This window comes from Desulfosporosinus meridiei DSM 13257, from assembly GCF_000231385.2.
Taxonomy (GTDB): domain Bacteria; phylum Bacillota; class Desulfitobacteriia; order Desulfitobacteriales; family Desulfitobacteriaceae; genus Desulfosporosinus; species Desulfosporosinus meridiei.
Genome location: NC_018515.1, coordinates 248945 through 274810, shown reverse-complemented (window position 1 = coordinate 274810; position 25866 = coordinate 248945). Strand labels below are relative to the sequence as shown.

General features: G+C 42.9%; 29 protein-coding genes. 3 read left to right on the top strand and 26 right to left on the bottom strand.

The window, feature by feature from the left end:
• Window positions 1-34: 34 nt before the first annotated feature.
• Complete coding sequence (gene argF, locus DESMER_RS01420) at window positions 35-982, bottom strand: ornithine carbamoyltransferase (protein WP_014901279.1); 948 nt, start codon at window positions 980-982, stop codon at window positions 35-37.
• A gap of 176 nt (window positions 983-1158) precedes the next feature.
• Here argF and DESMER_RS01415 point away from each other — a divergent pair, with 176 nt between their 5' ends.
• The 3 genes from DESMER_RS01415 (at window position 1159) to DESMER_RS01405 (ending at window position 4432) form a co-directional block, all read left to right on the top strand.
• Window positions 1159-2340, top strand: a complete 1182-nt coding sequence (locus DESMER_RS01415; protein WP_014901278.1) for a zinc ribbon domain-containing protein — start codon at window positions 1159-1161, stop codon at window positions 2338-2340.
• Window positions 2341-2702: 362 nt separating this feature from the next.
• Window positions 2703-3203 (top strand): cation:proton antiporter regulatory subunit, encoded by a 501-nt coding sequence (locus DESMER_RS01410; RefSeq protein ID WP_014901277.1) that lies wholly within the window; start codon window positions 2703-2705, stop codon window positions 3201-3203.
• The gene (locus tag DESMER_RS01405) at window positions 3203-4432 is read left to right on the top strand and encodes a cation:proton antiporter (protein WP_014901276.1); all 1230 of its coding nucleotides are present in this window, start codon (window positions 3203-3205) and stop codon (window positions 4430-4432) included. Before DESMER_RS01410 ends, DESMER_RS01405 begins: the two co-directional genes overlap by 1 nt.
• Window positions 4433-4462: 30 nt before the next feature.
• Here DESMER_RS01405 and carB read toward each other — a convergent pair whose 3' ends face one another.
• From carB to DESMER_RS01280, 25 genes are all read right to left on the bottom strand, one after another.
• Window positions 4463-7657: a carbamoyl-phosphate synthase large subunit gene (carB, locus tag DESMER_RS01400; protein WP_014901275.1), complete on the bottom strand. Its 3195-nt coding sequence runs from the start codon at window positions 7655-7657 to the stop codon at window positions 4463-4465.
• On the bottom strand, window positions 7647-8747 hold the full coding sequence (gene carA, locus DESMER_RS01395; protein WP_014901274.1) for a glutamine-hydrolyzing carbamoyl-phosphate synthase small subunit: 1101 nt from the start codon (window positions 8745-8747) through the stop codon (window positions 7647-7649). The genes carB and carA overlap by 11 nt, the downstream gene beginning before the upstream one ends.
• Before the next feature lie 76 nt (window positions 8748-8823).
• The gene (locus DESMER_RS01390) at window positions 8824-10029 is read right to left on the bottom strand and encodes an acetylornithine transaminase (RefSeq protein WP_014901273.1); all 1206 of its coding nucleotides are present in this window, start codon (window positions 10027-10029) and stop codon (window positions 8824-8826) included.
• 62 nt (window positions 10030-10091) lie between these two features.
• Window positions 10092-10994 carry an acetylglutamate kinase gene (gene argB, locus DESMER_RS01385; protein ID WP_014901272.1) on the bottom strand — a complete coding sequence of 301 codons (903 nt, stop codon included), beginning with the start codon at window positions 10992-10994 and terminating at the stop codon, window positions 10092-10094.
• Between the two features lie 115 nt (window positions 10995-11109).
• Window positions 11110-12369, bottom strand: coding sequence for a bifunctional glutamate N-acetyltransferase/amino-acid acetyltransferase ArgJ (gene argJ / locus DESMER_RS01380; RefSeq protein WP_014901271.1), 1260 nt, complete (start codon window positions 12367-12369; stop codon window positions 11110-11112).
• Window positions 12370-12416: 47 nt separating this feature from the next.
• On the bottom strand, window positions 12417-13442 hold the full coding sequence (argC, locus tag DESMER_RS01375) for an N-acetyl-gamma-glutamyl-phosphate reductase (RefSeq protein WP_014901270.1): 1026 nt from the start codon (window positions 13440-13442) through the stop codon (window positions 12417-12419).
• Between the two features lie 174 nt (window positions 13443-13616).
• A complete protein-coding gene (locus DESMER_RS01370) occupies window positions 13617-14789 on the bottom strand; it encodes a M20 family metallopeptidase (protein ID WP_014901269.1) in 1173 nt (390 codons plus the stop codon).
• 125 nt (window positions 14790-14914) lie between these two features.
• Window positions 14915-15379, bottom strand: a complete 465-nt coding sequence (locus DESMER_RS01365) for a hypothetical protein (protein ID WP_014901268.1) — start codon at window positions 15377-15379, stop codon at window positions 14915-14917.
• Window positions 15351-15914: an RNA polymerase sigma factor gene (locus DESMER_RS01360; RefSeq protein WP_014901267.1), complete on the bottom strand. Its 564-nt coding sequence runs from the start codon at window positions 15912-15914 to the stop codon at window positions 15351-15353. Before DESMER_RS01360 ends, DESMER_RS01365 begins: the two co-directional genes overlap by 29 nt.
• A 167-nt stretch (window positions 15915-16081) precedes the next feature.
• Window positions 16082-16984, bottom strand: a complete 903-nt coding sequence (gene rocF, locus DESMER_RS01355) for an arginase (protein ID WP_014901266.1) — start codon at window positions 16982-16984, stop codon at window positions 16082-16084.
• A 180-nt stretch (window positions 16985-17164) separates the two neighbouring features.
• Window positions 17165-17659, bottom strand: coding sequence for a periplasmic solute-binding protein (locus tag DESMER_RS01350; RefSeq protein ID WP_014901265.1), 495 nt, complete (start codon window positions 17657-17659; stop codon window positions 17165-17167).
• Window positions 17656-18180, bottom strand: coding sequence for a hypothetical protein (locus DESMER_RS01345; protein WP_014901264.1), 525 nt, complete (start codon window positions 18178-18180; stop codon window positions 17656-17658). The genes DESMER_RS01350 and DESMER_RS01345 overlap by 4 nt, the downstream gene beginning before the upstream one ends.
• Before the next feature lie 120 nt (window positions 18181-18300).
• Window positions 18301-19029, bottom strand: a complete 729-nt coding sequence (locus DESMER_RS01340) for an N-acetylmuramoyl-L-alanine amidase (protein WP_014901263.1) — start codon at window positions 19027-19029, stop codon at window positions 18301-18303.
• Window positions 19030-19249: 220 nt separating this feature from the next.
• On the bottom strand, window positions 19250-19645 hold the full coding sequence (rpsI, locus tag DESMER_RS01335; RefSeq protein WP_014901262.1) for a 30S ribosomal protein S9: 396 nt from the start codon (window positions 19643-19645) through the stop codon (window positions 19250-19252).
• A 17-nt stretch (window positions 19646-19662) separates the two neighbouring features.
• Window positions 19663-20094: a 50S ribosomal protein L13 gene (gene rplM, locus DESMER_RS01330; protein ID WP_014901261.1), complete on the bottom strand. Its 432-nt coding sequence runs from the start codon at window positions 20092-20094 to the stop codon at window positions 19663-19665.
• A 167-nt stretch (window positions 20095-20261) separates the two neighbouring features.
• Window positions 20262-21044, bottom strand: a complete 783-nt coding sequence (truA, locus tag DESMER_RS01325) for a tRNA pseudouridine(38-40) synthase TruA (protein ID WP_014901260.1) — start codon at window positions 21042-21044, stop codon at window positions 20262-20264.
• A gap of 129 nt (window positions 21045-21173) precedes the next feature.
• Complete coding sequence (rplQ, locus tag DESMER_RS01320; RefSeq protein WP_014901259.1) at window positions 21174-21512, bottom strand: 50S ribosomal protein L17; 339 nt, start codon at window positions 21510-21512, stop codon at window positions 21174-21176.
• A gap of 26 nt (window positions 21513-21538) precedes the next feature.
• A complete protein-coding gene (locus DESMER_RS01315; protein ID WP_014901258.1) occupies window positions 21539-22486 on the bottom strand; it encodes a DNA-directed RNA polymerase subunit alpha in 948 nt (315 codons plus the stop codon).
• A gap of 71 nt (window positions 22487-22557) precedes the next feature.
• Complete coding sequence (gene rpsD, locus DESMER_RS01310; protein ID WP_014901257.1) at window positions 22558-23187, bottom strand: 30S ribosomal protein S4; 630 nt, start codon at window positions 23185-23187, stop codon at window positions 22558-22560.
• 11 nt (window positions 23188-23198) lie between these two features.
• Window positions 23199-23588 (bottom strand): 30S ribosomal protein S11, encoded by a 390-nt coding sequence (rpsK, locus tag DESMER_RS01305; protein WP_007778485.1) that lies wholly within the window; start codon window positions 23586-23588, stop codon window positions 23199-23201.
• A gap of 18 nt (window positions 23589-23606) precedes the next feature.
• A complete protein-coding gene (gene rpsM, locus DESMER_RS01300) occupies window positions 23607-23978 on the bottom strand; it encodes a 30S ribosomal protein S13 (protein WP_014901256.1) in 372 nt (123 codons plus the stop codon).
• Window positions 23979-24070: 92 nt separating this feature from the next.
• Window positions 24071-24184, bottom strand: coding sequence for a 50S ribosomal protein L36 (gene rpmJ / locus DESMER_RS01295; RefSeq protein ID WP_007778480.1), 114 nt, complete (start codon window positions 24182-24184; stop codon window positions 24071-24073).
• 21 nt (window positions 24185-24205) lie between these two features.
• Window positions 24206-24424 (bottom strand): translation initiation factor IF-1, encoded by a 219-nt coding sequence (gene infA, locus DESMER_RS01290; protein ID WP_007778476.1) that lies wholly within the window; start codon window positions 24422-24424, stop codon window positions 24206-24208.
• Between the two features lie 38 nt (window positions 24425-24462).
• Window positions 24463-25209 carry a type I methionyl aminopeptidase gene (map, locus tag DESMER_RS01285; RefSeq protein WP_014901255.1) on the bottom strand — a complete coding sequence of 249 codons (747 nt, stop codon included), beginning with the start codon at window positions 25207-25209 and terminating at the stop codon, window positions 24463-24465.
• Between the two features lie 5 nt (window positions 25210-25214).
• Window positions 25215-25856 (bottom strand): adenylate kinase, encoded by a 642-nt coding sequence (locus DESMER_RS01280; RefSeq protein WP_014901254.1) that lies wholly within the window; start codon window positions 25854-25856, stop codon window positions 25215-25217.
• Window positions 25857-25866 lie beyond the last annotated feature (10 nt).

Below are 25866 nucleotides of genomic sequence, written 5' to 3'. Positions count from 1 at the left end.
CAAGTCTTAAAAATACACCACCATATATAATTCATCAAGCCATAACTAGTGCCATAACGGCTTTCTGAGCGTGAAGACGATTTTCAGCTTCATCAAAGACAACGGATTGCGGGCCTTCAATGACATCCTCCGTAATCTCTTCTCCACGATGAGCAGGCAGACAATGTAAAACAATGGCTGATTGGTTAGCCAATTTCAGGGAGTCAGAATTGATCTGATAACCTTGGAAAGCTGCCATACGCACCTTGGACTCAGCCTCTTGACCCATACTTGCCCAAACGTCTGTGTATAGAACATCAGCACCTTTTACTGCCTCTGCTGGATCATCTACCACTTCTACTAAACCACCGTTGGCTTTGGCATCAGCCTGGGCCAGGGCAATAATCCCGGAATCCGGCTTGTAACCCTGTGGAGCAGCAATAACAACATGTAACCCCATTTTTGCGCCGCCAAACATCAGGGAATGAGCCATATTATTTCCATCGCCTACATAAGCAAGTTTTAATCCGGCTAGGCGACCTTTATGCTCCTGTATCGTCATGAGATCCGCTAAGACCTGGCAAGGGTGAAGCAAATCTGTGAGTCCATTAATAATTGGAATTGAAGAGAATTCAGCCAATTCTAAGACTTCTTGATGGCTGAAGGTCCGAATCATAATCCCGTCAACCATCCGGGAAAGTACACGAGCTGTATCTGAGATAGGCTCTCCTCTGCCCAGTTGAATATCTCGTCCGCTTAGAAAGAGAGCATGCCCTCCAAGCTGATACATACCGACCTCAAAAGAAACGCGAGTACGCGTAGATGACTTTGTAAAAACCATGCCCAGGGTCTTGCCCTGAAGAATCGGATGAGGGCGTCCGGCTTTTTGATCCGCTTTAATGTCTTTAGCTACGTCTAAGATAAAGCTTAATTCATCTTGACTAAAATCATGTAGGGAAATAAAGTCTCGTCCTTTAAATATTGATTTATCAATTGTATTCATTATACCCACTCCTTTGATGTGAATTATTATACACTTTAATGTATAATAATTCAATAGCCAAAATTAGATTTTCATTCTTTCATAGATACCGTATAGTTTTAGGCAGGATATACAAGCTATTAGCGCGAAGATATTAAATCTTACGCATTTATTTGTTTATTTTGGAGGAATGATATATGATTTGGCCAGACCGCATGAAATCAGCATGGGTAACGTTTAAGCGAGAAGCACTTCCCTTGTATGGCTGGACACTCATTTTAGCAGGAGCCTTCCTAGTCCTTTTGATTGCAGTATCCTTTGGGATACTAAACCATTTGAACTGGGTTTTTCCTAACATTCATAATTTCCAAGGAGCGTATTCCTATTCTGCAGGAATGCCTGTTCCCGGGATGCCCCCTGTTGCAGACCCTTTTACTGAATCTTTTATCGATCCTTTCACAAATCCTTTTACTGATCCTTTTAGCCCACCATTCGAACTGCCGTTTTCCTACTTTGGAGGCATTGAAAATTTCTCTCGTTTTATTCCGTTTATCGAGAGTATTGTAGGCTCTCTTTTATTTATCCTGATTGTAATTTGGTTGGTTGGTGCAACTTTTTATACCGGGATATCTAACTTAACTATGAAAGCTTATCGTGAGAAAGTAAGCTTTAGAGATTTCCGTTTTAGAGGTTTCTTCCGCATCCTCGGTTGGCAAGCTTTTGTCTTTTTGATCCAGTTGTTAATTGTAGTCTCCGGGTTGGTCGCCGTCTTTGTCTTAAGGCAGTCGGAATGGGCCCTCGTGAGTTTCCTTATTGCTTATGCTCTATTCCTACTAGTTATAGGTCTTTTTACATTGCCCTGGATTATTTCCTCAGGTATTTACCTTCTTGCTCACCCAGAGTTAAGTTTTCCAAAAGCACTTTCCCGAAGTTGGAGTTTCTTTCGCAGTCACATGGGTACTCTCTGGGGATATTTGGGGACAGTTTTTTTAATTGAAATCGCCATTGAAATCCTTAATAGAATTTCCCCTGGAACCGCTGGATTAGTCTACTTTGTGATTAGTCCATTCACGGTAGTATTAGCAATTGTTTGGGTACTTTCAATCGAAGACGATGAGCGGGAAAGAGCTTGGCAAGTAAATCAACTTTATAACTCGGTGAGCGATCCCATATCGCAGACTCTTAATTTTAATCCATCGATCACTGATGCTAAGGAAATGGATGCTTCTAGGCCAAATCCCCCCAAACCTAAGCTCGACTTGCAAAAGTCAGAGCACTTACCCTCTCTTACAGAGGATAATCCACGGTTCTGCCCTTCCTGTGGAAAACCTGATACTGGTACAGCATATTGCCCACAGTGTGGGACAAAGCTCCACTGAACTACCTTGATTTAACTAACCTTATTTGTTTTATACAAGTAAAAAGCTCCTACTGAGATTAACTCCAGCAGGAGCTTTTAATATACTTTTAGTATACTATAATATTTCTAGATTTTGAACTCTAATTAATACCCTTCTTAAATTAATGGATAGGCTTTCTTTATAAAGCACTTTTAAAGTCTACTCCCTAATACTTGTTGATTCTCCGATTTCAAAGTTGACATGTAAACCAGATTTGTATAGGCTAATGATAGCAGAAACAAATGGTGATCATAATCAATACAAAATCACAGATCTTGAGACTACTACATTTATAAATTAGGTGCTTCGCCATTTTTAAGTAACCAAATGGAGGTATAGTTATGAAACAAATTAAAGAAACAAATTTACCTGGTATTGGCAAAAAATTTCAACTTATCGCACGCAGCGGAGAGAAAATCGTCATAGTCGTACATGATGACGGGCGAAGAGAGATTTATCACTTTTACCGCGAAGATCCTGATGATTCTATCTCCATGGTAACACTTGATGACGAAGAATCACGGTGCATAGCAGCTATACTCGGGGGGATGACATATCGCCCCAAAGCATTAGAGACTGTGGATATTGCCTTAGGGGATATGGTTATAGAGTGGCACAAAATTGAACCGGATGCCTATGCAATTGGCAAGACCATTAAAGATTTGTGTGTTCGGCAAGTTACTGGAGGAACGATTATTGCGATAGTTGACCATGATCAGAATAAAACCGTCAATCCTGGTCCCGAGGCCTCATTCCGAGATGGCTCTACAGTAGTGATTATAGGTGATAAAAACCAAGTTAAAGCCTGTAAACATCTATTATTACACGGGAGTGTAAAATAATGGAGCACTTAATACTGGAGATTGGCTTAGCTCTTGCTTTAATTGCAGGCGCAGGACTTCTAGCCGGTAAACTCCGAATTTCTATCGTACCAATTCTAATTCTGACAGGGATGATCGTTGGCCCACAGGCACCCCACATCGGTCCTTTAGACTTTAGATTTATCCAGAGTGCTTCATTAATTGAGTTCATGGGACGTTTAGGGGTTTTGTTCCTTCTGTTTTCCCTTGGGTTGGAGTTTTCCATAAAACGTCTTTTAACAGCTGGCCCTTCTATCATCAGAAGCGGAACAATTTATATGGTTATAAATTTGTCCATAGCTATAATATTTCCTTTACTTCTGGGTTGGCCACTTAAGGAAATACTTGTTGTAGCAGGTATTATGACTATTTCCTCCAGCGCAATTGTGGCAAAAGTCATTGTTGATTTAAAGAGAGCAGCCAATGATGAAACTGAGATAATTTTAGGGTTGATGATGTTTCAAGATGTCTTTGTGGCTATTTATTTCTCGGTTGTTTCCGGACTAGTTCTTGCTGGATCCACTTCTATTTCGGATATAATACTTAGTGCATTGATGGCTCTTTTATTTATAGGTGGTTTTTTGTTTTTGGGGCACAAGTTAGTTCCCAAGCTAGACCGTTGGTTGGACATTCCTTCAGATGAAACCTTTATGCTTGTAGTTTTCGCTATCTTAGTTTTGGTAGCTGGTTTTTCTGAAACTCTGCACATTGCTGAAGCCATAGGAGCCTTGCTCATCGGTCTTGTGCTGGCAGAAACGGAACACTCCGAACGCATAGAGCATTTAATTGTTTCATTCAGAGATTTCTTTGGGGCCCTTTTCTTCTTTAGTTTTGGTCTAAGCATTGACCCCTTTGCTTTGGGTGGGGCCGTTTGGCCGGCGGTCATTGCTGTTATTTTAACCCTCTTAGGAAATGTTGTCTCTGGTGTTTGGGCGGGAAGAAAAGCACGTCTATCACACAAAGCCTCTCTAAACATTGGTTTATCAATTATTTCGAGAGGTGAATTCTCTATCATTTTAGCTACCCTTGCAAAATCTGGCGGATTATTAGCTGCCTTGCAACCATTTGCTGCCTTGTATGTTCTCATCCTCGCCATTCTGGGACCTCTGTTAACGAAGGAATCACGTTGGGTCTATAACCGGTTAAGGCCATTACTGAAATGGCCCCAAATTCCAGAAAGAAGAAAATCAAGAAAAAGTACAGGTCAATGAGCTAGCGCTCATTGACCTGTACTTTTCATTTTAAATCTCCAAATACTCCTGTAACGAAAGTACTTGAGGCACCGTATTACTGCGAATCTCTTGGAGTGCACGAACCACTGCTTTGGCTGTGTCCATTGATGAGAAACAGGGTACTCCGTGTTCAGCCGCTAATCTCCTTAAGAGATAACCGGTTCTTTCCGGTGCTCCTTGGGTAGAAGTGCTTAAGATGAAGGAGAATTCTCTCTGGCGGACTGCTTCTTGAAGAGCCTCACTCGATTCATTCACCACTTCCACTTTTACTCCACACAGGGCTAACGCTTTAGCAGTATCCCCAGTCCCTTTAACTCCAAACCCTAGCTGAGCCAATTGGCGAGCGAGAGTAATTGCCTCAGGGCGATCCTTTTCTGCTACAGAGACTAAAATATTTCCGTCCTTGGGCAGAAGAATCCGAGAGGCAGCAAAAGCCTTCGCCAGGGCATGACCAAATTGTGTATCCATTCCCATAACCTCTCCGGTAGATTTCATTTCCGGGCCCAGAGAAGTTTCGACTTTCGTCAACTTTTCAAAAGAAAAGACTGGGGCTTTAACGACTACAAAGGGCACTTCTGGAGCAAGGCCATGGGTATACCCCATTTCCTTTAAGGTCTTGCCGAGAGAAACTTGAACCGCTAAATTGACTAACGGAATTCCGGTTACTTTAGAAAGAATCGGTACTGTCCTGCTTGCTCTAGGGTTTACTTCTAAGACATATACTTTGCCGCGTACAACAACAAATTGAATATTAATAAGTCCTTTAATTCCGACTCCCTCCGCCAAACGACAGGTGAAATCCTGAATTTGATCTATTTCAGAAGGCGTCAAGCTCTGGGGTGGATAAACTGCTAAGCTATCCCCTGAATGGACACCCGCCCGTTCGATATGCTCCATAATGCCGGCTATCACAGTTGTCTCACCGTCTGACACTGCATCGACTTCTACTTCTTTGCCGTCTAAATACCGATCCACGAGGATTGGATGTTCCGGAGAGAGGTGAATTGCCCGTCTTAAGTAATCTTCTAATTGATCCAGATTTTCGACTACTTGCATAGCCCGACCTCCAATAACATAGGACGGCCTGACGATCATCGGAAATTCCAGTTCCTCAGCAACTTTTTTGGCCTGACTAACCGAAGTAACACTTCGTCCTTCAGATTGTGGAATACCTAAACGACACAAAAGCTCAGCAAAACGTTCTCGATCCTCGGCCATATCAATGGCATCAACAGGGGTTCCTAGCACTTGAACTCCGGCAAGCTTTAATCGTCCAGCCAAATTGATAGCCGTCTGTCCACCAAATTGAACTAAAACTCCATCCGCTTTTTCTTTATTCAGGACATGCAGTACATCCTCCATGGTCAACGGCTCAAAGTAAAGCTTATCGGCAATGTCAAAATCAGTAGACACGGTTTCCGGATTATTATTGATCATAATAGCTTCAACACCCGCTTCTTGCAAAGCAGACAGTGCATGAACAGAGCAATAGTCAAACTCAATCCCTTGCCCAATTCGTATCGGCCCTGAACCTAAGACGACCACTTTAGTACCATTACTTATCTTGCCCTCATCTTCTTCCTCATAGCTTGAATAGTAATAAGGGGTTGAAGAAGCAAATTCTGCTGCACAGGTATCAACGGTCTTATAGACAGGAATAATCCCTGAGTCCATACGCATAGTTCGTACCGTTTCCTCTGAACCCCCAGTAAGCTTAGCAATTGCTAAATCGGAGAATCCTAGGACTTTTGCTAAGCTCAGCAGTTCGGTGGTCAAAGGTTCATTTTGCAGTCGCTGTTCAAGTAAGACCAGCTCTTTGATTTTATATAAGTAGAAAGGATCAATCTGCGTAAGCATTTGAACCTCTAATATGGTCCAATCTCTGCGAAAGGCTTCAGGAATTGCAAAAAACCGCTCATGGTCAGCCGAAGTCAACTTGTCTTCAATCTCCATTTCTGTCCAGCCCCCGGAAGCCTTAATCCGAAGACCAACTGTGCCAACTTCTAAAGAGCGGGTGGCTTTTAAAAGAGCTGCTTCTAAGGTTCTTTCCATAGCCATAACTTCTCCGGTGGCTTTCATTTGTGTCCCCAGACGATGATCTGCTGCCGGAAATTTATCAAAAGGCCACCGCGGAAACTTAACCACGACATAATCTAGGGCAGGCTCAAAGCAGGCACTTGTATGCCCGGTCACAGGATTTGTCAATTCGGGAAGAGTATAGCCCACGGACAAAAGAGCTGCCATTTTAGCAATAGGATAGCCGGTGGCTTTAGAAGCAAGGGCACTTGAGCGACTAACCCTAGGATTAACTTCAATGACTACATATTCCCGACTAACCGGATTTAAGGCAAATTGAACGTTACATCCACCGTTCACTCCCAAGGCTCGAATAATCTTTAAGGATGAAGCCCGCAGCATCTGGTACTCAACATCTGTCAAGGTCTGTGATGGAGCAACTACGATACTGTCCCCAGTATGTATTCCTACCGGATCGATATTCTCCATGTTGCAGATAGTAATGCAATTATCCGCTGCATCTCGCATGACTTCATATTCAATTTCCTTCCAACCTGCAACACTTCTCTCCAAGAGGCACTGGCCGATGGGGCTGGCCTGCAGTCCTTTTTGCAAAATTTCCTCTAATTGTTTGGAGGTTTTAACAATCCCCCCGCCTGTACCACCCAGAGTATAAGCCGGCCTAACAATCAGTGGAAAACCTTGCTTACGAGCAAAGGCCTCCCCTTCTTCTAAACTATTTACTATCACACTTTCGGCCACAGGCTCCCTAAGTAAAACCATGGTTTCTTTAAAGGCATCACGATCTTCCGCTTTGTAAATCGTCTCAGAGTTACAACCAATAAGATCTACACCGTAACGCTCTAATATCCCCTCACGTTCCAGTTCCATGGCCAGGTTCAGACCTGTTTGCCCACCCAGGGTCGGCAACAAGGCATCCGGATGCTCTTTGCTGATGATTCTTTCCAATACTTCGGGCAACAAAGGTTCAATATAGGTAATATCAGCAGTTTGAACATCCGTCATGATGGTTGCAGGATTACTATTAACCAGCACCACCTCTAAACCTACTTCACGCAGGGCTCTGCAGGCTTGAGTCCCGGCATAATCAAATTCTGCTGCTTGCCCAATAACTATTGGGCCGGATCCAATGACAAGAACCTTCTTCCACGCCGGATTAAGAGGCATAACCAGCCCTCCATTCCTGCATCAATTGTGCAAATTCATCAAAAAGATAGAGGGATTCACTGGGTCCGGGCCCGGCTTCCGGATGGTATTGAACTGAAAAGACCGGTAAATTACGGTGTTTTACCCCTTCAATACTTTGATCATTAAGGTTGCGATGGGTTATATAGAGTGGAGTTTGCTCCAAACTTTTTTCTGAAATAGCATAACCATGATTCTGCGAAGTAATAGTCACTCGCTTAGTCGTTAAGTCTTGTACCGGTTGATTACCGCCCCGATGTCCAAACTTCATCTTATATGTATCTCCCCCTAGGGCCAGGGATAGAAGCTGATGCCCTAAACAAATACCGAAGATAGGACGTTCACCCACTAATCCTTGAATTGTTTTTATCCCTGTTGCAACCTCCTTAGGATCCCCTGGCCCATTGGAAAGAAAGACACCATCTGGTTGTAGATTTAGGATTTTCTCGGTGGGGGTATTATGGGGAACAACCGTCAGACGAAAGCCACTTTCTTGCATTGCCTGCAAAATGTTTCTCTTAATTCCAAAATCCATAACCACGACATGCAATATCTCTTTCTCCCTTGATATAGGAGGGAGTGTATAGGTCTTTGGGGTACTGACTCTCGCTACAACATCCGTAGGAACAGACAAGGTGTTTAAGCGTGAGACGATTTCCTGCAAACCTTCTAATTCAGTAGTAATTATCCCACGTAACACTCCGTGTTCTCGTATAATTCGAGTTAACGCACGAGTGTCAATGCCCTTAATCCCTACAACTCCAGATTGTGCCAATGTCCTGGAAAGATTTTTTTCCATTTGCCAATGGCTTGGATTACGAGCAGCTTCTTTTACTATAAATCCTTGAACCTGAGGTTTTTCTGATTGATCATCAACTCTGTTGATACCATAGTTGCCAATGAGCGGATAGGTCATACACACTATTTGCCCAGCATATGACGGATCGGTTAACACTTCTTGATAACCAGTCATTCCCGTGTTAAAGACGACTTCTCCAAAAGTCTCTCCTGCTGCTCCAAAAGACTCTCCCAATAAAATTTTCCCGGTCTCAAGTACGAGTGCCGCTTTCATTCCCATCCCTCCTCTGACCCTCTATCTAAATATTACTAACTTTTGAACTCTGGCTTCAGATCTCTGATGCCGATTACTACCAAATTTCAGCTAGGACATCATCTAAAATCCCTAAGGCTTTATCAATGACTGGTTTTTCTACAATAAGAGGGGGCAAGAAACGTAAGATCTTTCCTCCAACACAATTGATTAGCAGTCCGTTCTGCAAACAAGTCTCCACAATTTCGGGGCCCAGCTTAGACACTGGCCATCCTAAGATAAATCCCTGGCCTCGAACCGATCCACCTGTTTGATATTTTTGGGCTAAATTCTCGAGTCCCTGACGAAAATACTCGGAACGTTCTTTAACTCCTTCGAAGAAACCCTCTTCGAGCATTATATCTAACACAGCACAACCCACTGCCGTGGCTAGCGGATTTCCTCCGAAGGTTGAAGCATGGTCTCCGGGCTGAAAAGCTTGCGCTACTTTATCTGAGGCTAACATTGCCCCAATCGGCACTCCGCCCCCTAAAGCTTTAGCTAAAGTCATAATATCCGGAACCACTCCGCTCCACTCATAGGCAAAGAGCTTTCCGGTTCGTCCGACACCACACTGAACCTCATCAAATATCAGCAACGCTCCAAACTGATCACATAAAGTCCGTGCCTCTTGAAGGAACTCTGCCGAAGCGGGGATCACCCCGCCTTCGCCTTGAATAGGCTCAATAAAAACCGCTGCGGTATTATTATTAATCTTTGACCGTAGATCTTCAATATCGTTTAAGGCTGCATAGCTGAAGCCATTAGGGAGGGGATTAAATCCTTGCTGGTATTTTGTTTGACCAGTAAGGGTAAGGGTAGCTAATGTTCGCCCGTGAAAAGAGTTTTCCAGTGAAACTACCTCATATTTGTGCTCCCCAAAATTCTTCTTAGCATATTTGCGAGCAAGTTTAAAGGCCGCCTCATTAGCCTCAGCACCGCTATTGCAAAAGAATACCTTATCGGCAAAGGAATGCTTCACCAAGCGTTCTGCCAAAGCAACTTGATTTGGAATCCAGTAAATATTTGAAGTGTGCAGTATTTCTTTAGCCTGCTCTTGGATAGTGCGAACTATCGCAGGGTGGCTATGCCCCAAGGAATTAACGGCCAAACCCGTCACAAAGTCTAAATATTGCTTGCCATCCGAATCCCAAACCCAGGCCCCTTCTCCTTTGACCATGGTCATGGGTAAGCGGCCATAGGTATTCATTACGACCTTTTTTCCCCGCTCTACAATCGCTTCACTAGTAATACCCTCTAACATATCATAACCCCCAATCGCGAAATTCCTATCCTTGAAATCCATCTCGAAATCGACATAAGTCTCTAAGCATCCCCTTTGAACATCGTGCCAATTCCACCGTCTGTAAACAATTCCAGTAAAATTGCGTGACTTAGCCGACCATCCAGGATATGTACACTGCCAACTCCGCCGTCTAAGGCCGAGATTGCACATTCAACCTTAGGCAACATTCCTCCGCTCAGGATCCCTTGAGCTTTCAGGGTCTCTACTTCCCCCCTGGAAATCGTTGAAATTAGAGAGTCTGTATTAGAAACCTCTCTTAAGATTCCACGCACATCCGTTAATAGCAGCAATTTATCAGCTTTAAGGGCTTCAGCAATTTTCCCCGCGGCAGTATCGGCATTAACATTAAAGGTTTCCCCTGCTTCCCCACTGGCCACCGGAGAGATGACTGGAATGTAACCCTGTCCCAGCAAAGTATTTAAAATATCCGGGGTAACACTTTGAATTTGGCCCACAAGTCCTAAGTCAATATTTTCCATTTCACCCGAACTATTAGGCATTTGCATCGGTTTCTTTACAGCCATAAGCAAATTAGCATCCTTCCCGGACAACCCCACACTCTTCCCTCCAAACCGATTGAGAAGAGAGACCATCTCAGTATTTAGCTTGCCAAGTAAGACCATTTGCGCAATCTCCATAGTCTGGGCATCTGTTACTCTTAATCCTTGGACAAATTGGCTTTCAATTCCCACCTTCTTCAACATAGAATTTATCTCCGGTCCTCCACCATGTACAAGGACCGGGCGAATTCCTACAGAATGTAAAAGAAGAATATCTAACATTACCGACTCTTTCAAAATGGGATCAACCATAGCATGGCCCCCATACTTAATTACCACGGTCTTTCCCGCAAATTTCTGGATATAGGGAAGGGCTTCTACTAAAACACGAGCTTTTCCTAATCCTTGTTCCATCGGGGTCATTTGTTCCACCTCCAACTTAAAATCATGACATTTCAGCTTCTTTTTTCTAGTGATAATTCTTATCTCCGCAAGGTCAGTTTTAAAATTTGCATTTGCCTTGCTCAGTATCTCTGAATTAAGTTCTATAACTCCCATTTATTGTCACGTACTCATGGGTAAGATCACAACCCCATGCTGTTGCCTTTTCTTTCCCATCGTGAAGATTCAAACTTATTTTAACTTCTTTTAATTCTAAAATTGTTTTAGCCTTGTCTTCAGAAAAGTCAATTCCTTTTCCACCCTGAGCAACCATAAGATCTCCTAAATAAACATCAACTTTATTGGGATCAAACCCTGCTCCCGAATATCCGGCAGCGGTTAAGATTCGACCCCAGTTCGCATCTTCTCCAAAAAGTGCTGCCTTAACTAAACTAGAGCCACAAATACTCCGAGCAATTTTACGCGCATCCTCTTTCGTTTTAGCTTCCGAAACTGATACTTCCATTAACTTGCTGGCTCCTTCTCCGTCTCGGGCTATATCTTTAGCTAGCTCGATGCACATTGAATTTACCATTTGCACAAAATTGGCCCTGTCTGCCCCGTTCAGAGTGATCCCTGATGCTCCATTAGCCATTAAAAGAACCATATCATTTGTGCTTGTATCTCCATCAACAGTCACCATATTGAAGCTTTCATCAACCGCTTCCCGCAAAATCTGTTGCAATTCCTCCGAAGAAAGGAAGGCATCGGTTGTTATGAAACCTAACATTGTCCCCATGTTAGGATGGATCATTCCTGATCCTTTGGCAATTGCCCCTAAGCGAATGACTCCGCCCTGAGAACAAGGAAGTTCGTAGGCGTATTCCTTTACCATTGTATCCGTTGTCATAATGGCAAGCGCGGCTTGGTGTGCTGCTTGATCTGCTTCCTCCTTCTGACCACGGATTCCCTTGACAACATGATTGAGCAACAAGGAACTAGCCACCCTTATACCATTCAAGACTCGATCAATCGGCATCTTAACCCCAATTACGCCTGTTGAAGCAACAAGCACATCCTCCGGTGGTATTGCTAAAAAAGTCCCTGCTACTTCAGCCATTGCCTGGGCAGTTTGGTCACCAAATTCTCCAACACAGGCATTGGCATTTCCGCTATTGACAACAATAGCTCGAGCTAATCCATTTTTCAGATGACGCTGGGTTAAATAAAGGGGATGGGCTTTAACAATATTACGGGTATATACTCCCGCTGCCTGAGCTTGCACATCGGAAAAAATAAGGGCTACATCAAACTTGTCTTTATATTTTATTTCAGCTTGGACACCGACTGCATAAAACCCTTTTGGGGCAGCTATACCACCGTTAATCAACTTCCAAGCTTTCTTCGTATCATCCACTTAACCACATCTCCTTTAGCAAATTCTTCATATTAATCTTAAACAGATTAGGGCCACAAGGCTGTACCTTTCAGCCCTTGTGCCTCTGGCCAACCCATGGCAAGGTTCATATTCTGTACAGCCTGACCTGCTGCTCCCTTTAACAGATTATCAATGGTAGAGACAATAACCACATTTCCTGTTCTTTTATCTAAGGTCAGCTGTAAAAAGGCATGGTTGCTTCCGCTAGAAAACTTTGTCTGTGGCCAGGTTCCAGGCGGCAAAAGATGCACAAATTCTTCGTTCTCGTACTGGTTTTGCCAGCAACTTCGTAATTCTTCTTCGCCTACCCCTTCGGAAACCTTAGCATAAATGGTCACCAGCATGCCACGGGTCATGGGTACTAAATGTGGTGTAAAGCTGACTGTTAGCGGAGAACCTACCGCACGAGAGAGTTCTTGTTCTATTTCTGGCGTATGGCGATGGCTTGCAACTCCATAGGCCTTAAAGTTTTCATTAACTTCACTATAGTGCATTCCTAAAGAGATTCCTCGACCTGCTCCCGATACACCCGATTTGGCATCAATAATTAAATACTCTGTTTGAAGTAATCGCTTACGAAGTAAGGGAACAAGTGCCAGCAAAGTTGCAGTCGGGTAGCATCCCGGGTTAGCAATTAAAGATTTTCCTTTAATCTCTTGACGATAAAGTTCCGGCAAACCGTAGACTGCCTCTTTGAGCAAATCAGCAGCAGGATGTTTTATTTTATACCATTCCTCGTAACTCTCAGCTGATTGCAATCGAAAATCAGCACCTAGATCAATTACTTTAATTCCACGCTCTAAGAAGGCGCTGGTTCTTTCTGCTGTCAATCCATGAGGAAGAGCACAAAATAGCACATCCATGTCAGGTATATTTTCATCTTCTAAAACTCCAATATTTTGATCTAACCAATGCGGATATATTGAATCATAGTTTTCTCCAGCTACACTAGAGGATCCAAGATATAATTCCTTTACCTCTTCATGGCGATGTAATAAGCGTACCAATTCCTGTCCTGCATATCCTGTTGCGCCTAGAATACCGACTTTCATAATATGAACCTTCCCTCTATAGTCATCTTTTAATAATTATACATTTAGTTGCATAAACATTCAACCACTATCGAAAAAAAGAAAGGGGCCTCCCCTTCTTAAGTTACATTAATCTATCCTTCTCCTATGACCAATAGATGAAATTATAATTCCATTATCAATACAAGATTATGCTTATCGATGAGTTAGTGAACTAAATTCTCGTTTAATCTGCTGCAACAGTTTCTTATTGCTTGAAACGTCCCACCCGGTAAAAGCCAAGGCCTGCATAGCTAACAAGACTAAACTTTCACCATTTGACGAGAGTGACACATCGGCAAATTCTCGGGTGTGCGGGATCTCATTACCTGTTCCCAAGGTCAAATATGGGTGGATAGACGGTACAACTCGGCTAACGTTGCCCATATCTACAGAACCCATAGCAATCTGAGGTGAGGCTATTCTATCAATACCCATTTCCTCAAGGTTACGAGTAAAACATTCGGCCAAGGAAAGATTCGTAAGCATTTCATCATAAGAAAATTCAAACTTTTTCCAAGTCATTTTTGCAGATACCATAGACGCAGCGCCTTCGGCACAACGAATTACTTTCTCACGCAAATCATCTAAGTCCTTACGCTTTCGAGCACGCAAATAAAATTGAGAAACAGCACGTTCCGGAATAATATTGGGGGCAGTTCCCCCTTCTGTTATAATCCCATTAATTTTTACATCATGGGGGACTTGCTTCTTTAGAGCATTGATACCGACAAAGAAATTTATCATGGCGTCTAAAGCGTTAATGCCAAAATTAGATGCTGCAACCGCATGAGCAGAGCGCCCGTGAAATGTAAACTCTAAGGCATCTAAGGCTAGGCTGGAAATGACAGGAACATTCTGACTGCCTGGATGAAACATCATCGCAACGTCAACATTTTCAAAAACCCCTTTTTCCACTAAAGTTACTTTTGCCCCACTCGTTTCTTCAGCAGGAGCACCAATAACTAGAATCTCCCCGCCTAATTCTAAACTCTTGCTTAAAGTTATGGCAGCCCCAGCGCTGGCCGCTCCTATCAGATTATGTCCACAACCATGCCCTATCACTGGCAAAGCATCATATTCTGCCAGATAAGCAATAGTAGGCCCGGGACGTTTACCCTTAAATTTTGCCAAGAAAGCTGTCTCCATTCCAGCAATTCCACAATCTACTTTAAACCCATGTTTGGTAAGAAGAGAGCATAAGCTTGCAGATGCAAAGTATTCCTTATAACCAAGCTCAGGTCGCTCACCAATTTGACGGGCAACTTCCCATACTTCTCTGCTTAAACGCTGGGCCTGATCTCTGAAAAAAGCTTTAATAGCATCCATAAGCAACCCATCTCTCTTCCAAATTCATTATCTGTAAGGTAATCCATCACAAGGTGATAGCAAGAGTGTGCTTTGTTTCAATATTTATTTTAATTCATACTACTAAATTTAAATGTTTCCCTACCTTATGCCTCTTTGATGGTCGATTTCTTATATAAATTATTTGGGACTCTAAATACGGCAATGATAGACAGTACCCCAAGTAAAGGCCAGGAAACAACTCCCCAGAAGAGATATAGCATGTTTCTTAGGTCTTGAAAAAGTATTAGGTTCCCTAAGACCCCCAATCTTAATTGTTCAAGTTCTGAACCGTAAGGTATTCCAGCAAACATTTTGATTAAAAAAACTAACCCTTGAAGAACTACTTCGCTTCCAAACCAGAGAACTGACCATAACACCCCTGTAATCATTAAGCTAAAAGCTAAACCCAACCCCCATTTCCTGCGCGCAGCAAGCTGACTCTCCCCTCTAAAGTCAACAGGATTTGCCGCAATCTGAGCCATAAGTTGAGCCTGAAAAAAGTCTAAGGTTGCTTTGGGTATAGGTTTATCTGTGAATAATTTACTCCATTGCAGGTTTTCCTTCTCCACTATGGATTTCCCTCCTTTCTAAGCACTGCCGCAACTTTTCTTTACCCCGATGTAGATAAGTCTTAACTCGACTTACAGGAACCTCTAGCACAAGAGCTATTTCCTTATAGGAAAGTTCCTGATGATAACGCAAATAGAGCGCCTGAGTATAGTGTTCCGGAAGTTCAAGCAAGACATCAGCTAACATGCTGGCCTGTTCCTTTTCCACTAAAATATCCTCAGGCCTCGGTTGATGATCAACCAGGTCCTCGTCAATACTTATAATTATCTCTTTACGCCTTTTTCGATGCAGATCAAGGGCCTTATTCCGCGCAATGGCATATAACCATGCTCTAAACGGATATTCTTTAGAGTAGTGAGTAAGATTACGATAGACTGCTAAAAATGCCTCTTGAGCGCAGTCTAACACATCCTCCTCTGAACCGAGAATTCGGCGCAAGAAATGAATCAACGGTTCCTGATACCGTTCGACGAGGACAGCATATTGTTCGTGGTAACCAGCTAGTATTTGCCGAATGATTTCGGCATCTTCCATTTTCTTAGGCTCCTATCCAGAGGGCGCGGCACGCCTTAAGATGCTCTCCTAATCGGCCAAACCTTTTACTTCTAAATACGTTTTTCAATCCCTAAAAGTTTCAGACAATATGGATTATTGATTATAAATTTATTTTAACCTAGACCTAGATGACTGGCAAGAATTGTCTAGAAAATTCGCTCTCCAAATGCAGAACAAATAAGCCCTACTGCCAATTTAGCGGTTTTATTATGATTATCTAAAATTGGATTCACTTCTACAACATCCATACTTGATATATACCCCGAGTCTGCTAACAGTTCCATCGCTAAATGTGCTTCTCGATACGTGATGCCCCCCGGTACCGGAGTTCCAACTCCAGGGGCTTCCTCTGGATCAATGACATCTAAATCGAAGCTTATATGTATTCCATCCGTTCCTTGAGAAGCTATTCTGATCCCTTCGGAGACAACTTCCTTCATTCCCATCTGATCTATATCTCTCATTGTAAAAACCTTAATCTTGGATCTGCGAAGTAATTCTTTTTCCTGGGGATCCATTTCCCTAGCGCCAATAATGACTGTATTTTCCTCTCTCAACTTTTTATTATTCCCACCAATTCCCGTTAATTCAGGAGCCCCGAGTCCATTAGATATTGCTAAGGGCATACCATGAATATTGCCACTTTCTGTTGTATCGAGAGTATTATAATCTCCATGGGTGTCAAACCAGATTAATCCAAAGGACTGTTCACTTAAAGCCAGCCCTGCTATTGTTCCAATGCCTAAACTATGATCTCCACCAAGAATCAGTGGGATAACACCGTCCTTTTTTGCTTTAGCGACAATAAGATGAAGTTGCTCATTAATTTGTACAATCTCCTCCAAATACTTTAGCTTTTTATCTTTTATTTCTCTTGTCTCCGGAACTGGAACGTCGATATTACCATAGTCCTCGACAATCCATCCTAAACGCTTTAATCTGGCGTTTAATCCGGCATATCTAATAGCACTTGGCCCCATATCTACTCCACGACGATCAGCACCTAAATCAATGGGAACCCCAATAATTCTAACTACTTTTTTTTGCATTGCTTTCATACTTCCTATCTTTAATTATTTATTCTGTGATTTGTGGCCACTTTGAACCAATGATTCGAACTATTGCCCTTTCATATATATCTAATGTTCCCCAAAAACAAAAAAGCTTGCAAATACTTTGCAAGCATAGACTTATTAAAGCTGGGTTCTGACAGCTAGAGTTAATTCCTACTATTTCAATAATCGATTGATTGTTTCTTCTACAGTTAAACCAACGGACAATTTGAATGTTCCTGCTTGAAACTTTCGCTCTACTCGCTTTAAGCGCGCTTGCTTTAAGAAATCAGTTTTATCAAGAATAAAACCCTCTGAAAATAATAACTCAGCAATTCTTTCAGCATTTGCTCCCTTTGGGATAACAAAATCTCGCTCTATTTGGGCAGAACTCTGAAGTCCCGTGGAGCTGTCATTGGGTGTTGACTCCGAGGTTTTAATTGGTTGTGCAGGATCAATATCCGATGGCTGTTCTGTATTTGAACTTGAAACCATTGAGTTTTGATCCGATTGATTATCAGATTGGATATCCGATTGCGTAACGGATTGTATACCTGTTTGTACATTTGATGGCTCATTAAGTCTAAGGTGAGGAGAAACAAACATTACGATTATGGCACTTAATATAAGTCCGGAACCTAAGCCTAGCCAAAAGGATCGTGTTACTTTCAATTATTTTTACCTCCATTTGGCTGCATTGACAGAACCATCTTTACTGCATCTTGACTTAACAACAAGCGGGAAGCAATATCCGGTATCCTTTGCCCACTGGCTGCAAGTTCTAATACTTCTTGATATTTTGGCGAGAGATTAGGATTAGGATTAGGATTGGGACTCAGAACAGGATCAGCTTCGGCACTTTTTACTTTCTCTCTAACATAAATGTCATTGGGGACGCTAATTTCACTTGAAGGAGTTTTAAGTTTCTCTTGGCTTGGTACCCCCAAAACATCTTCCTTTTCTTTAAGCATAGCTTCTATCTGTTCAACATCTTTAGTTTGTTTTACTTTTGACTCTAGAAGTTTCCCTTCAAGATCGTAGACATGATCTTGAACTCTAATGATTTCTCTTTTCAAATAAGCTAACCCTTTCAAAGCTGTGATCGCTTCTTCGTTGGGCGGATTCTGCCAACGCCAACCTAGAACAATAAAACCAACTCCAAGTAATAATAACAATATGGGTAAAATATCCACGAATCCCCCTACTTTCAAAGAATAGCTATTCAATATCTCTATTAGACATTCGCGAAAGAAAATAGTTTCCCTGCAAAAACTAACAATATTCAACAAAATTTCTTATTCACCAATTCTTTTTCATCGTTGATTAGTCTCTGTTTGTTTACTAAAATAGAGACTTAGACCTTGGAATATAGCAATTGCCAATTTTTGCTGGTATTCTGGATTTGTCAGTAACTGCTCTTCTTGAAGGTTTGAAAGAAAACCAAGTTCAACAGTAACAGCTGCTTGCTTTGCCTTTTTTAAGACATATATATCTTGATTACCTTTAGCAACTCTTGTGGTATTTGTCATACTATTTAGTTCTTGCTGGATGAATTGTGCTAGAAGCTTCCCTTCCGGAGAATCGGAATGATAAAAGGTTTGTGCTCCTGTTAACTTTGGATCTGGAAAGCTGTTGGCGTGAATGCTCAGATAGACTTCTGCTTGAGTATCCATAGCCAACTGAATGCGTTGGGCTAAATCTTCTCTCTTACGTTTTAAAAGTCCTTGTGAGGTACCTAAATCTCGGTCGTCCTCACGAACCATAACTGCCTTAGCACCACTTTGCTGAACTAAAACCTGTAATCGTTTTGATACACCTAAGGTTATATCCTTTTCTAAAACCTTGCTTATCCCTACTGCCCCTGGGTCAACTCCTCCGTGACCGGCATCAATCACTACAACACGATCCCCCAACGTCCAACTCCAAATTTCTTGGTCTTGTCCTCGAAATCCAACTGCCAGTGTTACCGCTACAAAAAACGTTAGCACCAGGCCAATTAAGATTTTACGTCGTTTCATACTAACAACCCAAATCGGTTTCATCTCTATTCCCCCCCTAGTTTATTCCGTGTTTACCTTATGGGGAAGAACTCAAGATTATTCGTCTAGCTTGTCACAAAACTCATAAAACTTTTAATTTCTTTAATGATAAATTATATCCTCCTCTATAGCCCTATTTTCAACTTCTGCATGCATAATGGGTCTATACAAAACTAAAATCCCCCAACCATGCTCGGTTGAGGGATCTATGTTTCTCAGACGATTAACGTTTCGAGAATTGCGGCGCCTTACGAGCTTTCTTCAAGCCGTATTTGCGACGCTCTTTCATACGTGGGTCACGGGTAAGGAAACCCGCTCTCTTGAGACTTGGACGAAGACTGGCATCAGCCTTCAGCAAAGCACGAGCAATACCTAAACGAATTGCGCCAGCTTGACCTGTAGTGCCGCCTCCATGAGCTAGAGCAATAACATCATACTTAGCAAGTGTATCAGTAATATTGAATGGTTGCTGAACAATCATTTCCAAAGTCTTTTTGCCAAAGTACTCAGATACTTCGCGTTTGTTAATGATGAATTTCCCTTCACCTGGAATAAGACGAACACGCGCAATTGCATTTTTACGTCGTCCTGTCCCTGCATATTGTAATTTAGTTGCCATGTTTTACTTCCTCCTTCCTACTGAATTGTCCAAATTTCAGGTTGTTGAGCTTGGTGAGGGTGAGTATCCCCCTTGTACACTTTTAACTTAGTGTACATTTGGGCGCCCAACTTGTTATGAGGAAGCATTCCCTTCACGGCATGTTCCATAGCTCGTTCAGGCATAATTTGCATTAATTTTTTGTAAGGGATTTCTTTTAATCCGCCTGGGAAACCTGAGTGACGGCGATACAATTTGTCGTTCAATTTATTTCCAGTTAAAACTAACTTTGCAGCATTAATAATAATAACATGATCCCCTGTGTCAACATTAGGGGTAAATGTCGGTTTATGTTTACCTCTCAGGATACGTGCTGCTTCGGTAGCAATACGACCCAAAGGGATTCCCTCAGCGTCAATAACATACCATTTACGCTCCTGGTCTTGTGCTTTCGCAAAAAACGTGGACATGACTTTCCCTCCAAATTTAGAAGTATTCTGTTTTTCCTCACAGGCATGGGGCTCAATCATGCTTGCGTATGCCAGGGGCATGGGGCTCAATTCACAACCGAGGCATAAAAACTCATATTGGTATTTTATTTAAAAATCAACACAATGTCAAGTTATTTTTAAAAGTTCTAGAATAACTCTTCAAAAACAGTACTTGGGCTTTCATTTGTATAATTTACGTGCACAAGAGTTAGCCCGTGGGCAGGAGCAACCATGCGAGCACGTCTACGCTCTTGACTGGCTATTATGTCGGGAATCTCTCCTGGCAGAATACGACCTCTTCCCACATCAACAAGTGTTCCAACGATAATCCTTACCATATGGTACAAAAATCCATCCCCAATGCAGGTTACTCTAATCATTCCCTTGTCCTCACGACTAACTTTGCATCTATAAATTGTGCGTTCAAATCTTTTGCTATCCCCACCAGCAGCCGCAAAGGTTTTGAAATTATGACATCCTTCTAAATAGATAGCCGCCTGCTGCATGTGGTCTGTATTTAAAGGCAGAGGAACGTGATATGCATAAAGTCGCTGGAACGTATCCGGAATCGGCTTATTATCAATTAAGTAGTCATAGCGTTTCCATCTGGCAGACCACCGTGAATTAAAATCATCCGCTACACATTCTGCCTCAAGTACACGAATGTCTTTCGGAAGCAAGCTATTAAATGCCTTAGGGATTTTCTCTTCTGGAATTCTAGCACTTGTCGAATAATTCACGACTTGTCCGGAGGCATGTACTCCCGCATCTGTTCGTCCAGCCATAGCAAGAGTTACCTCTTCCTCAACGAGCTTAGCCCATACAGACTCTAGAGTTCCCTGTATCGTAGGTCCATATGCCTTATCTTGGCGCTGAAAGCCATGGTAGTGTGTTCCATCATAGGCTAATCTTAAGCGAATGTTCCGCATGATTCCCATGCCTCCGTAATTTACTTTGGTATACCTAAACCGGTACACTGGAAAACCATCAATCCAAACAGCTTAAAGGCCGGGAGTGCTTAACCATTGCAAGCAACCCGGCCTTAAAGTACCGCATTTTTATACGAGTTCGATGATTACCATTGTGGCAGCATCTCCCCGACGTAAGCCGAGTCTCATGATCCGAGTATAGCCGCCTTGACGGTCAGCATATTTCGGCGCGATAGTATCAAACAAATTCTTTACAACATCTTCATCCATGAGATAAGCCATCGTTAAACGGCGAGCAGCCAGATCTCCTTGCTTGCCGAGTGAAATCATCTTTTCAGCAATCGCATTTAGTTCCTTGGCGCGTGCTTCAGTCGTTTCAATACGTCCATGTTTTAACAGGGAAGTGACAATGTTACGCAACATTGCCCCGCGATGACCAGTATTTTTTCCTAACTTGCGGTAAGCCAATTACATTCCCCTCCTTTTGCACCGAATTAGTCTTCAGCCGGCCGGAAAGACAAACCTAAGTCTTTCAGTTTGAATTCCACTTCTTCTAAAGACTTGCGACCAAGGTTACGTACTTTAATCATGTCTTCTTCCGTTTTTTGAGTCAACTCTTCAACAGAGTTAATTCCCGCCCGCTTTAGGCAGTTGTAAGAACGAACAGACAGATCTAATTCCTCAATCGTCATTTCGAGGATTTTATCTTTGGCTTCCTCTTCTTTCTCTACCAAAACCTCAACGCTGTTGAGCTTGTCAGTGAGACCCATGAAGAGGCGCAGATGATCACTTAAGATTTTTGCTGCCGAGCTGGTAGCTTCTTCTGGTGAAATACTGCCATTGGACCATGCTTCAAGGGTTAGCTTGTCATAGTCCGTAATCTGACCAACCCGGGTATCCTCTACCGTATAGTTGACCTTGTAAATCGGGGCAAAGATGGAGTCAATAGGGATAACTCCAATGACATGATCCGGCTTCTTATTTTTGTCGGCAGAAACATAACCACGGCCACGCTCTACCGTCATTTCCATAAATAAACGGCCATCTTTGTCTAATGTAGCAATCTTCAAGTCATTGTTTAGTATCTCAATATCTGGGTCCGTTAAAATATCCCCAGCAGTGACAACCCCTTCGCCCTGTGCCTCGATACGAATGACCCTAGGTTCATCAGTATAGCCTTTGAGGGCAAGAGACTTTAAATTGAGAATAATGTCTGTAACGTCTTCCAAAACACCCGGAATCGTTGAGAACTCGTGGAGTACTCCTTCGATTTTGACTGATGTTACCGCTGAACCCTCGAGAGAGGACAGGAGAATCCTTCTTAAAGAATTACCTAAGGTGATTCCATATCCTCGCTCAAGAGGTTCAACAATGAATTTTGCATAGGAGTTATCTTCAGAACGCTCGATACACTCGATTCTGGGCTTCTCGATTTCTAACATCGGAATGCACCTTCTTTCTCGAGAACTTGATATACACAGACCATCCTACCCAGATGGGTTGAACGTCAACATTAACGGGAGTATTTCTCCACGATGAGGTGTTCTTGGATGGGCAGTTGAATATCTTCACGAGTTGGTAGTGCGACTACAGTTCCAGAAGCAGCATTGGCATCCAAGCTCAACCAACCTGGAACTGTTCGAGAACCCAGGTTTTCGAGAAGTTGTTTCATACGTGGCGAGCTTTTGCTGCCTTCTTTAACAGCGATAACTTCACCAATACGTACTGAATAAGAAGGAATATCTACCTTTTTACCATTTATGGTAAAATGACCGTGACTAACAAGTTGACGGGCCTCAGGACGAGATGAAGCAAATCCCAATTGGAAAATCACATTATCTAATCTGCGTTCCAAGAGGCTAAGCAAGTTTTCACCAGTTACCCCTTTGCGGCGGGCAGCCTCGTCAAAGTAACTGTGGAATTGTTTTTCCATGACGCCATAAATACGGCGTGCTTTTTGTTTTTCTCGCAACTGAAGACCAAAATCTGTTGGCTTCTTACCTCGGGCTTGGCCATGTTGTCCAGGAGCGTAAGCACGACGGTCAATCGCACACTTACCAGTATAACAACGTTCTCCTTTGAGGAACAACTTCATTCCTTCGCGCCGACATAAGCGACAGACTGGTCCAGTATATCTAGCCATGATTACACCTCCTATACCCTTCTACGTTTCGGTGGCCGACAGCCATTGTGTGGAATCGGTGTCACGTCTTTGATTAAATTTACTTCTAATCCTGCAGCTTGCAGAGCGCGAATAGCAGCTTCTCGACCAGCTCCAGGTCCTTTTACATAGCATTCAACATCTTTTAAGCCATGTTCCATTGCCACTTTGGCACAGGTTTCTGCAGCCATTTGTGCTGCAAAAGGTGTACTCTTACGAGATCCCTTAAAGCCAAGTGAACCTGCACTGGACCAGGAGAGTGCGTTCCCGCTGGTATCCGTAATGGTCACCATGGTATTGTTGAAAGTAGATTTAATATGGGCAATTCCACTTTCAATATTTTTACGTTCCCGGCGCTTTGTCCGGACAACTTTACGTGCCATCTCGGTTATCCCCCCTTATTACTTTTTACGTTTTGCTCCAACAGTCTTAGCCGGGCCCTTACGGGTGCGGGCATTGGTCTTTGTGCGTTGACCCCTTACAGGAAGTCCACGACGATGGCGCAAGCCACGATAAGAACCAATTTCCATAAGACGTTTAATATTGAGGGAAACTTCGCGACGCAGGTCGCCTTCAATCTTATACTCTTTATCGATAACTTCCCGAAGTTTGCCGACTTCGTCATCTGACAAGTCGCGAACTCGGACATCTGGGCTTACACCGGTTTTTGCGAGAATCTTATGTGAAGTAGGTAGCCCAATTCCATAAATATAGGTTAGAGCTATCTCTAAGCGTTTCTCGCGCGGTAAATCAACTCCAGCGATACGTGCCATCTAAAATTTACACCTCCACTATTTCAGTTCTGGAATAATATAAAATCGGTGCATTGGAGCATGCCTCCAATCAGCCGCGCAACCGAAACTAATTAACCTTGTCTTTGTTTGTGTTTCGGATTTTCACAGATAATCATAACCTTACCATGGCGACGAATAATTTTACATTTTTCACAGATCTTTTTAACAGAAGGCTTTACTTTCATTGTAATCCCTCCCTTTGGTCATTACTTAAACCTGTATGTGATTCTTCCTCGAGACAAATCATAGGGGGAAAGCTCCACTGTAACCCGATCTCCCGGAAGAATTCTAATAAAGTTCATGCGAATCTTTCCTGAAACATGCGCCAACACCTTGTGTCCATTAGCTAATTCTACTTGAAACATGGCATTTGGCAACGGCTCCAAGACTTTGCCTTCAACTTCAATCACGTCTTCTTTTGACATAATTAATTACCCCTCCTCTGGCATTCCCTGCCTCCAACCTAACATCGAGTTAGAATTTCCAGGCCATTTTCCGTAATTGCTACTGTGTGCTCGAAATGGGCCGATGGCCGGTTATCTCTCGTAACCACAGTCCAGCGATCCTTTAGCGTCTGCACTTCATACGTACCCATGTTTACCATGGGCTCAATAGCCAAGGCCATACCAACCTCGAGTCGTGGCCCCCGGCCTGGTTTGCCAAAATTCGGGATCTGGGGATCCTCATGCATGGCCTTTCCAATCCCGTGCCCAACATAATCGCGCACTACCGAAAACCCATTTGCTTCAACATGCGTTTGAACCGCATTTGAGACGTCATAAAGGCGATTGCCAACTTTCACTTGTGCTATACCCATCATTAAAGACTCTTCAGTGACTTTTAATAGTTTTTGGAGGTCTTCACCAACGTCTCCAATCGGGAGAGTCACAGCTGCATCTCCAAAAAATCCATCTTTAAGCGCACCGCAATCTATACTGATAATATCTCCAGATTCTAGAGTCCTTAAACCAGGAATTCCATGAACTACCTGTTCATTTACTGAAGTGCAAAGCGTCGCTGGAAAACCGTTGTATCCTTTAAACGCTGGAATTGCCCCCTGAGCACGTATATATTTTTCAGCCATGCGATCAAGTTCAAGTGTCGTAACTCCAGGCTTAGCGTGCTCACGGATTAACTCGAGAGTTTCAGCCACGATTCGTCCTGCATCACGCATTAGAACTAGCTGGCTCGCATTCTTCAGCTCAATCATGCTGATTAGGCCAAGGCTTTCAGAATATCCTGAAATACCTTATCAATAGGTTGGTCACCATTAATACGCTTAATTAAACCTTTTTCTTCATAAAAAGCAATTAAGGGCTCTGTTTGTGAGTTATAGACATTTAGGCGATTCTTCGCTGTTTCAACAGTGTCATCAGAACGCTGATAAAGCTCTCCTCCACACTGTCCGCAAACCCCCTCTTCTTTAGGCGGATTGAAGACCATGTGATAGGAAGCTCCACACTGCCTGCATACACGTCGACCAGTTAATCTAGGAATTAACACCTCTTCAGCTACTTCAATGTTGATAACACCATCGAGTTTCATGCCCAGACGGTCTAAGATATCAGCTAAAGCACTGCCTTGAGCAAGTGTGCGGGGAAACCCGTCTAAAAGAAATCCATCTGCACAATCAGGCAATGCTAAGCGTTCTGCGACAATTCCGATTGTCACTTCATCAGGAACCAAGCCACCAGCATCCATAAAAGACTTAGCCTTAAGACCTAAAGCAGTTCCATCCTTAATAGCTGCTCTAAACATATCTCCTGTAGAAATATGCGGAAAGTGAAACTGCTCTACTAGTGGACTTGCCTGAGTCCCTTTACCTGCTCCTGGTCCACCCATTAATATTATCTTCATTTCTTCTTCC

Coding starts and splice junctions, on each gene's coding strand:
- rocF (WP_014901266.1), bottom strand. CDS start 16,984: ATGCAAAAAAAAGTAGTTAGAATTATTGGGGTTCCCATTGATTTAGGT.
- rpsK (WP_007778485.1), bottom strand. CDS start 23,588: ATGGCACGTAAAGTTGTCCGGACAAAGCGCCGGGAACGTAAAAATATT.
- rpsM (WP_014901256.1), bottom strand. CDS start 23,978: ATGGCACGTATCGCTGGAGTTGATTTACCGCGCGAGAAACGCTTAGAG.
- DESMER_RS01405 (WP_014901276.1), top strand. CDS start 3,203: ATGGAGCACTTAATACTGGAGATTGGCTTAGCTCTTGCTTTAATTGCA.
- infA (WP_007778476.1), bottom strand. CDS start 24,424: ATGTCAAAAGAAGACGTGATTGAAGTTGAAGGCAAAGTCTTGGAGCCG.
- DESMER_RS01410 (WP_014901277.1), top strand. CDS start 2,703: ATGAAACAAATTAAAGAAACAAATTTACCTGGTATTGGCAAAAAATTT.
- DESMER_RS01390 (WP_014901273.1), bottom strand. CDS start 10,029: ATGTTAGAGGGTATTACTAGTGAAGCGATTGTAGAGCGGGGAAAAAAG.
- DESMER_RS01370 (WP_014901269.1), bottom strand. CDS start 14,789: ATGGATGCTATTAAAGCTTTTTTCAGAGATCAGGCCCAGCGTTTAAGC.
- rpsD (WP_014901257.1), bottom strand. CDS start 23,187: ATGGCTAGATATACTGGACCAGTCTGTCGCTTATGTCGGCGCGAAGGA.
- carA (WP_014901274.1), bottom strand. CDS start 8,747: ATGAAAGCGGCACTCGTACTTGAGACCGGGAAAATTTTATTGGGAGAG.
- carB (WP_014901275.1), bottom strand. CDS start 7,657: ATGCCTCTTAATCCGGCGTGGAAGAAGGTTCTTGTCATTGGATCCGGC.
- rpsI (WP_014901262.1), bottom strand. CDS start 19,645: ATGGCAACTAAATTACAATATGCAGGGACAGGACGACGTAAAAATGCA.
- rpmJ (WP_007778480.1), bottom strand. CDS start 24,184: ATGAAAGTAAAGCCTTCTGTTAAAAAGATCTGTGAAAAATGTAAAATT.
- DESMER_RS01415 (WP_014901278.1), top strand. CDS start 1,159: ATGATTTGGCCAGACCGCATGAAATCAGCATGGGTAACGTTTAAGCGA.
- map (WP_014901255.1), bottom strand. CDS start 25,209: ATGATTGAGCTGAAGAATGCGAGCCAGCTAGTTCTAATGCGTGATGCA.
- argC (WP_014901270.1), bottom strand. CDS start 13,442: ATGAAAGTCGGTATTCTAGGCGCAACAGGATATGCAGGACAGGAATTG.
- DESMER_RS01280 (WP_014901254.1), bottom strand. CDS start 25,856: ATGAAGATAATATTAATGGGTGGACCAGGAGCAGGTAAAGGGACTCAG.
- DESMER_RS01340 (WP_014901263.1), bottom strand. CDS start 19,029: ATGAAACCGATTTGGGTTGTTAGTATGAAACGACGTAAAATCTTAATT.
- truA (WP_014901260.1), bottom strand. CDS start 21,044: ATGCGGAACATTCGCTTAAGATTAGCCTATGATGGAACACACTACCAT.
- argB (WP_014901272.1), bottom strand. CDS start 10,994: ATGACCCCGATGGAACAAGGATTAGGAAAAGCTCGTGTTTTAGTAGAA.
- DESMER_RS01360 (WP_014901267.1), bottom strand. CDS start 15,914: ATGGAAGATGCCGAAATCATTCGGCAAATACTAGCTGGTTACCACGAA.
- DESMER_RS01315 (WP_014901258.1), bottom strand. CDS start 22,486: ATGTTAGAAATCGAGAAGCCCAGAATCGAGTGTATCGAGCGTTCTGAA.
- rplM (WP_014901261.1), bottom strand. CDS start 20,094: ATGTCCACGTTTTTTGCGAAAGCACAAGACCAGGAGCGTAAATGGTAT.
- argF (WP_014901279.1), bottom strand. CDS start 982: ATGAATACAATTGATAAATCAATATTTAAAGGACGAGACTTTATTTCC.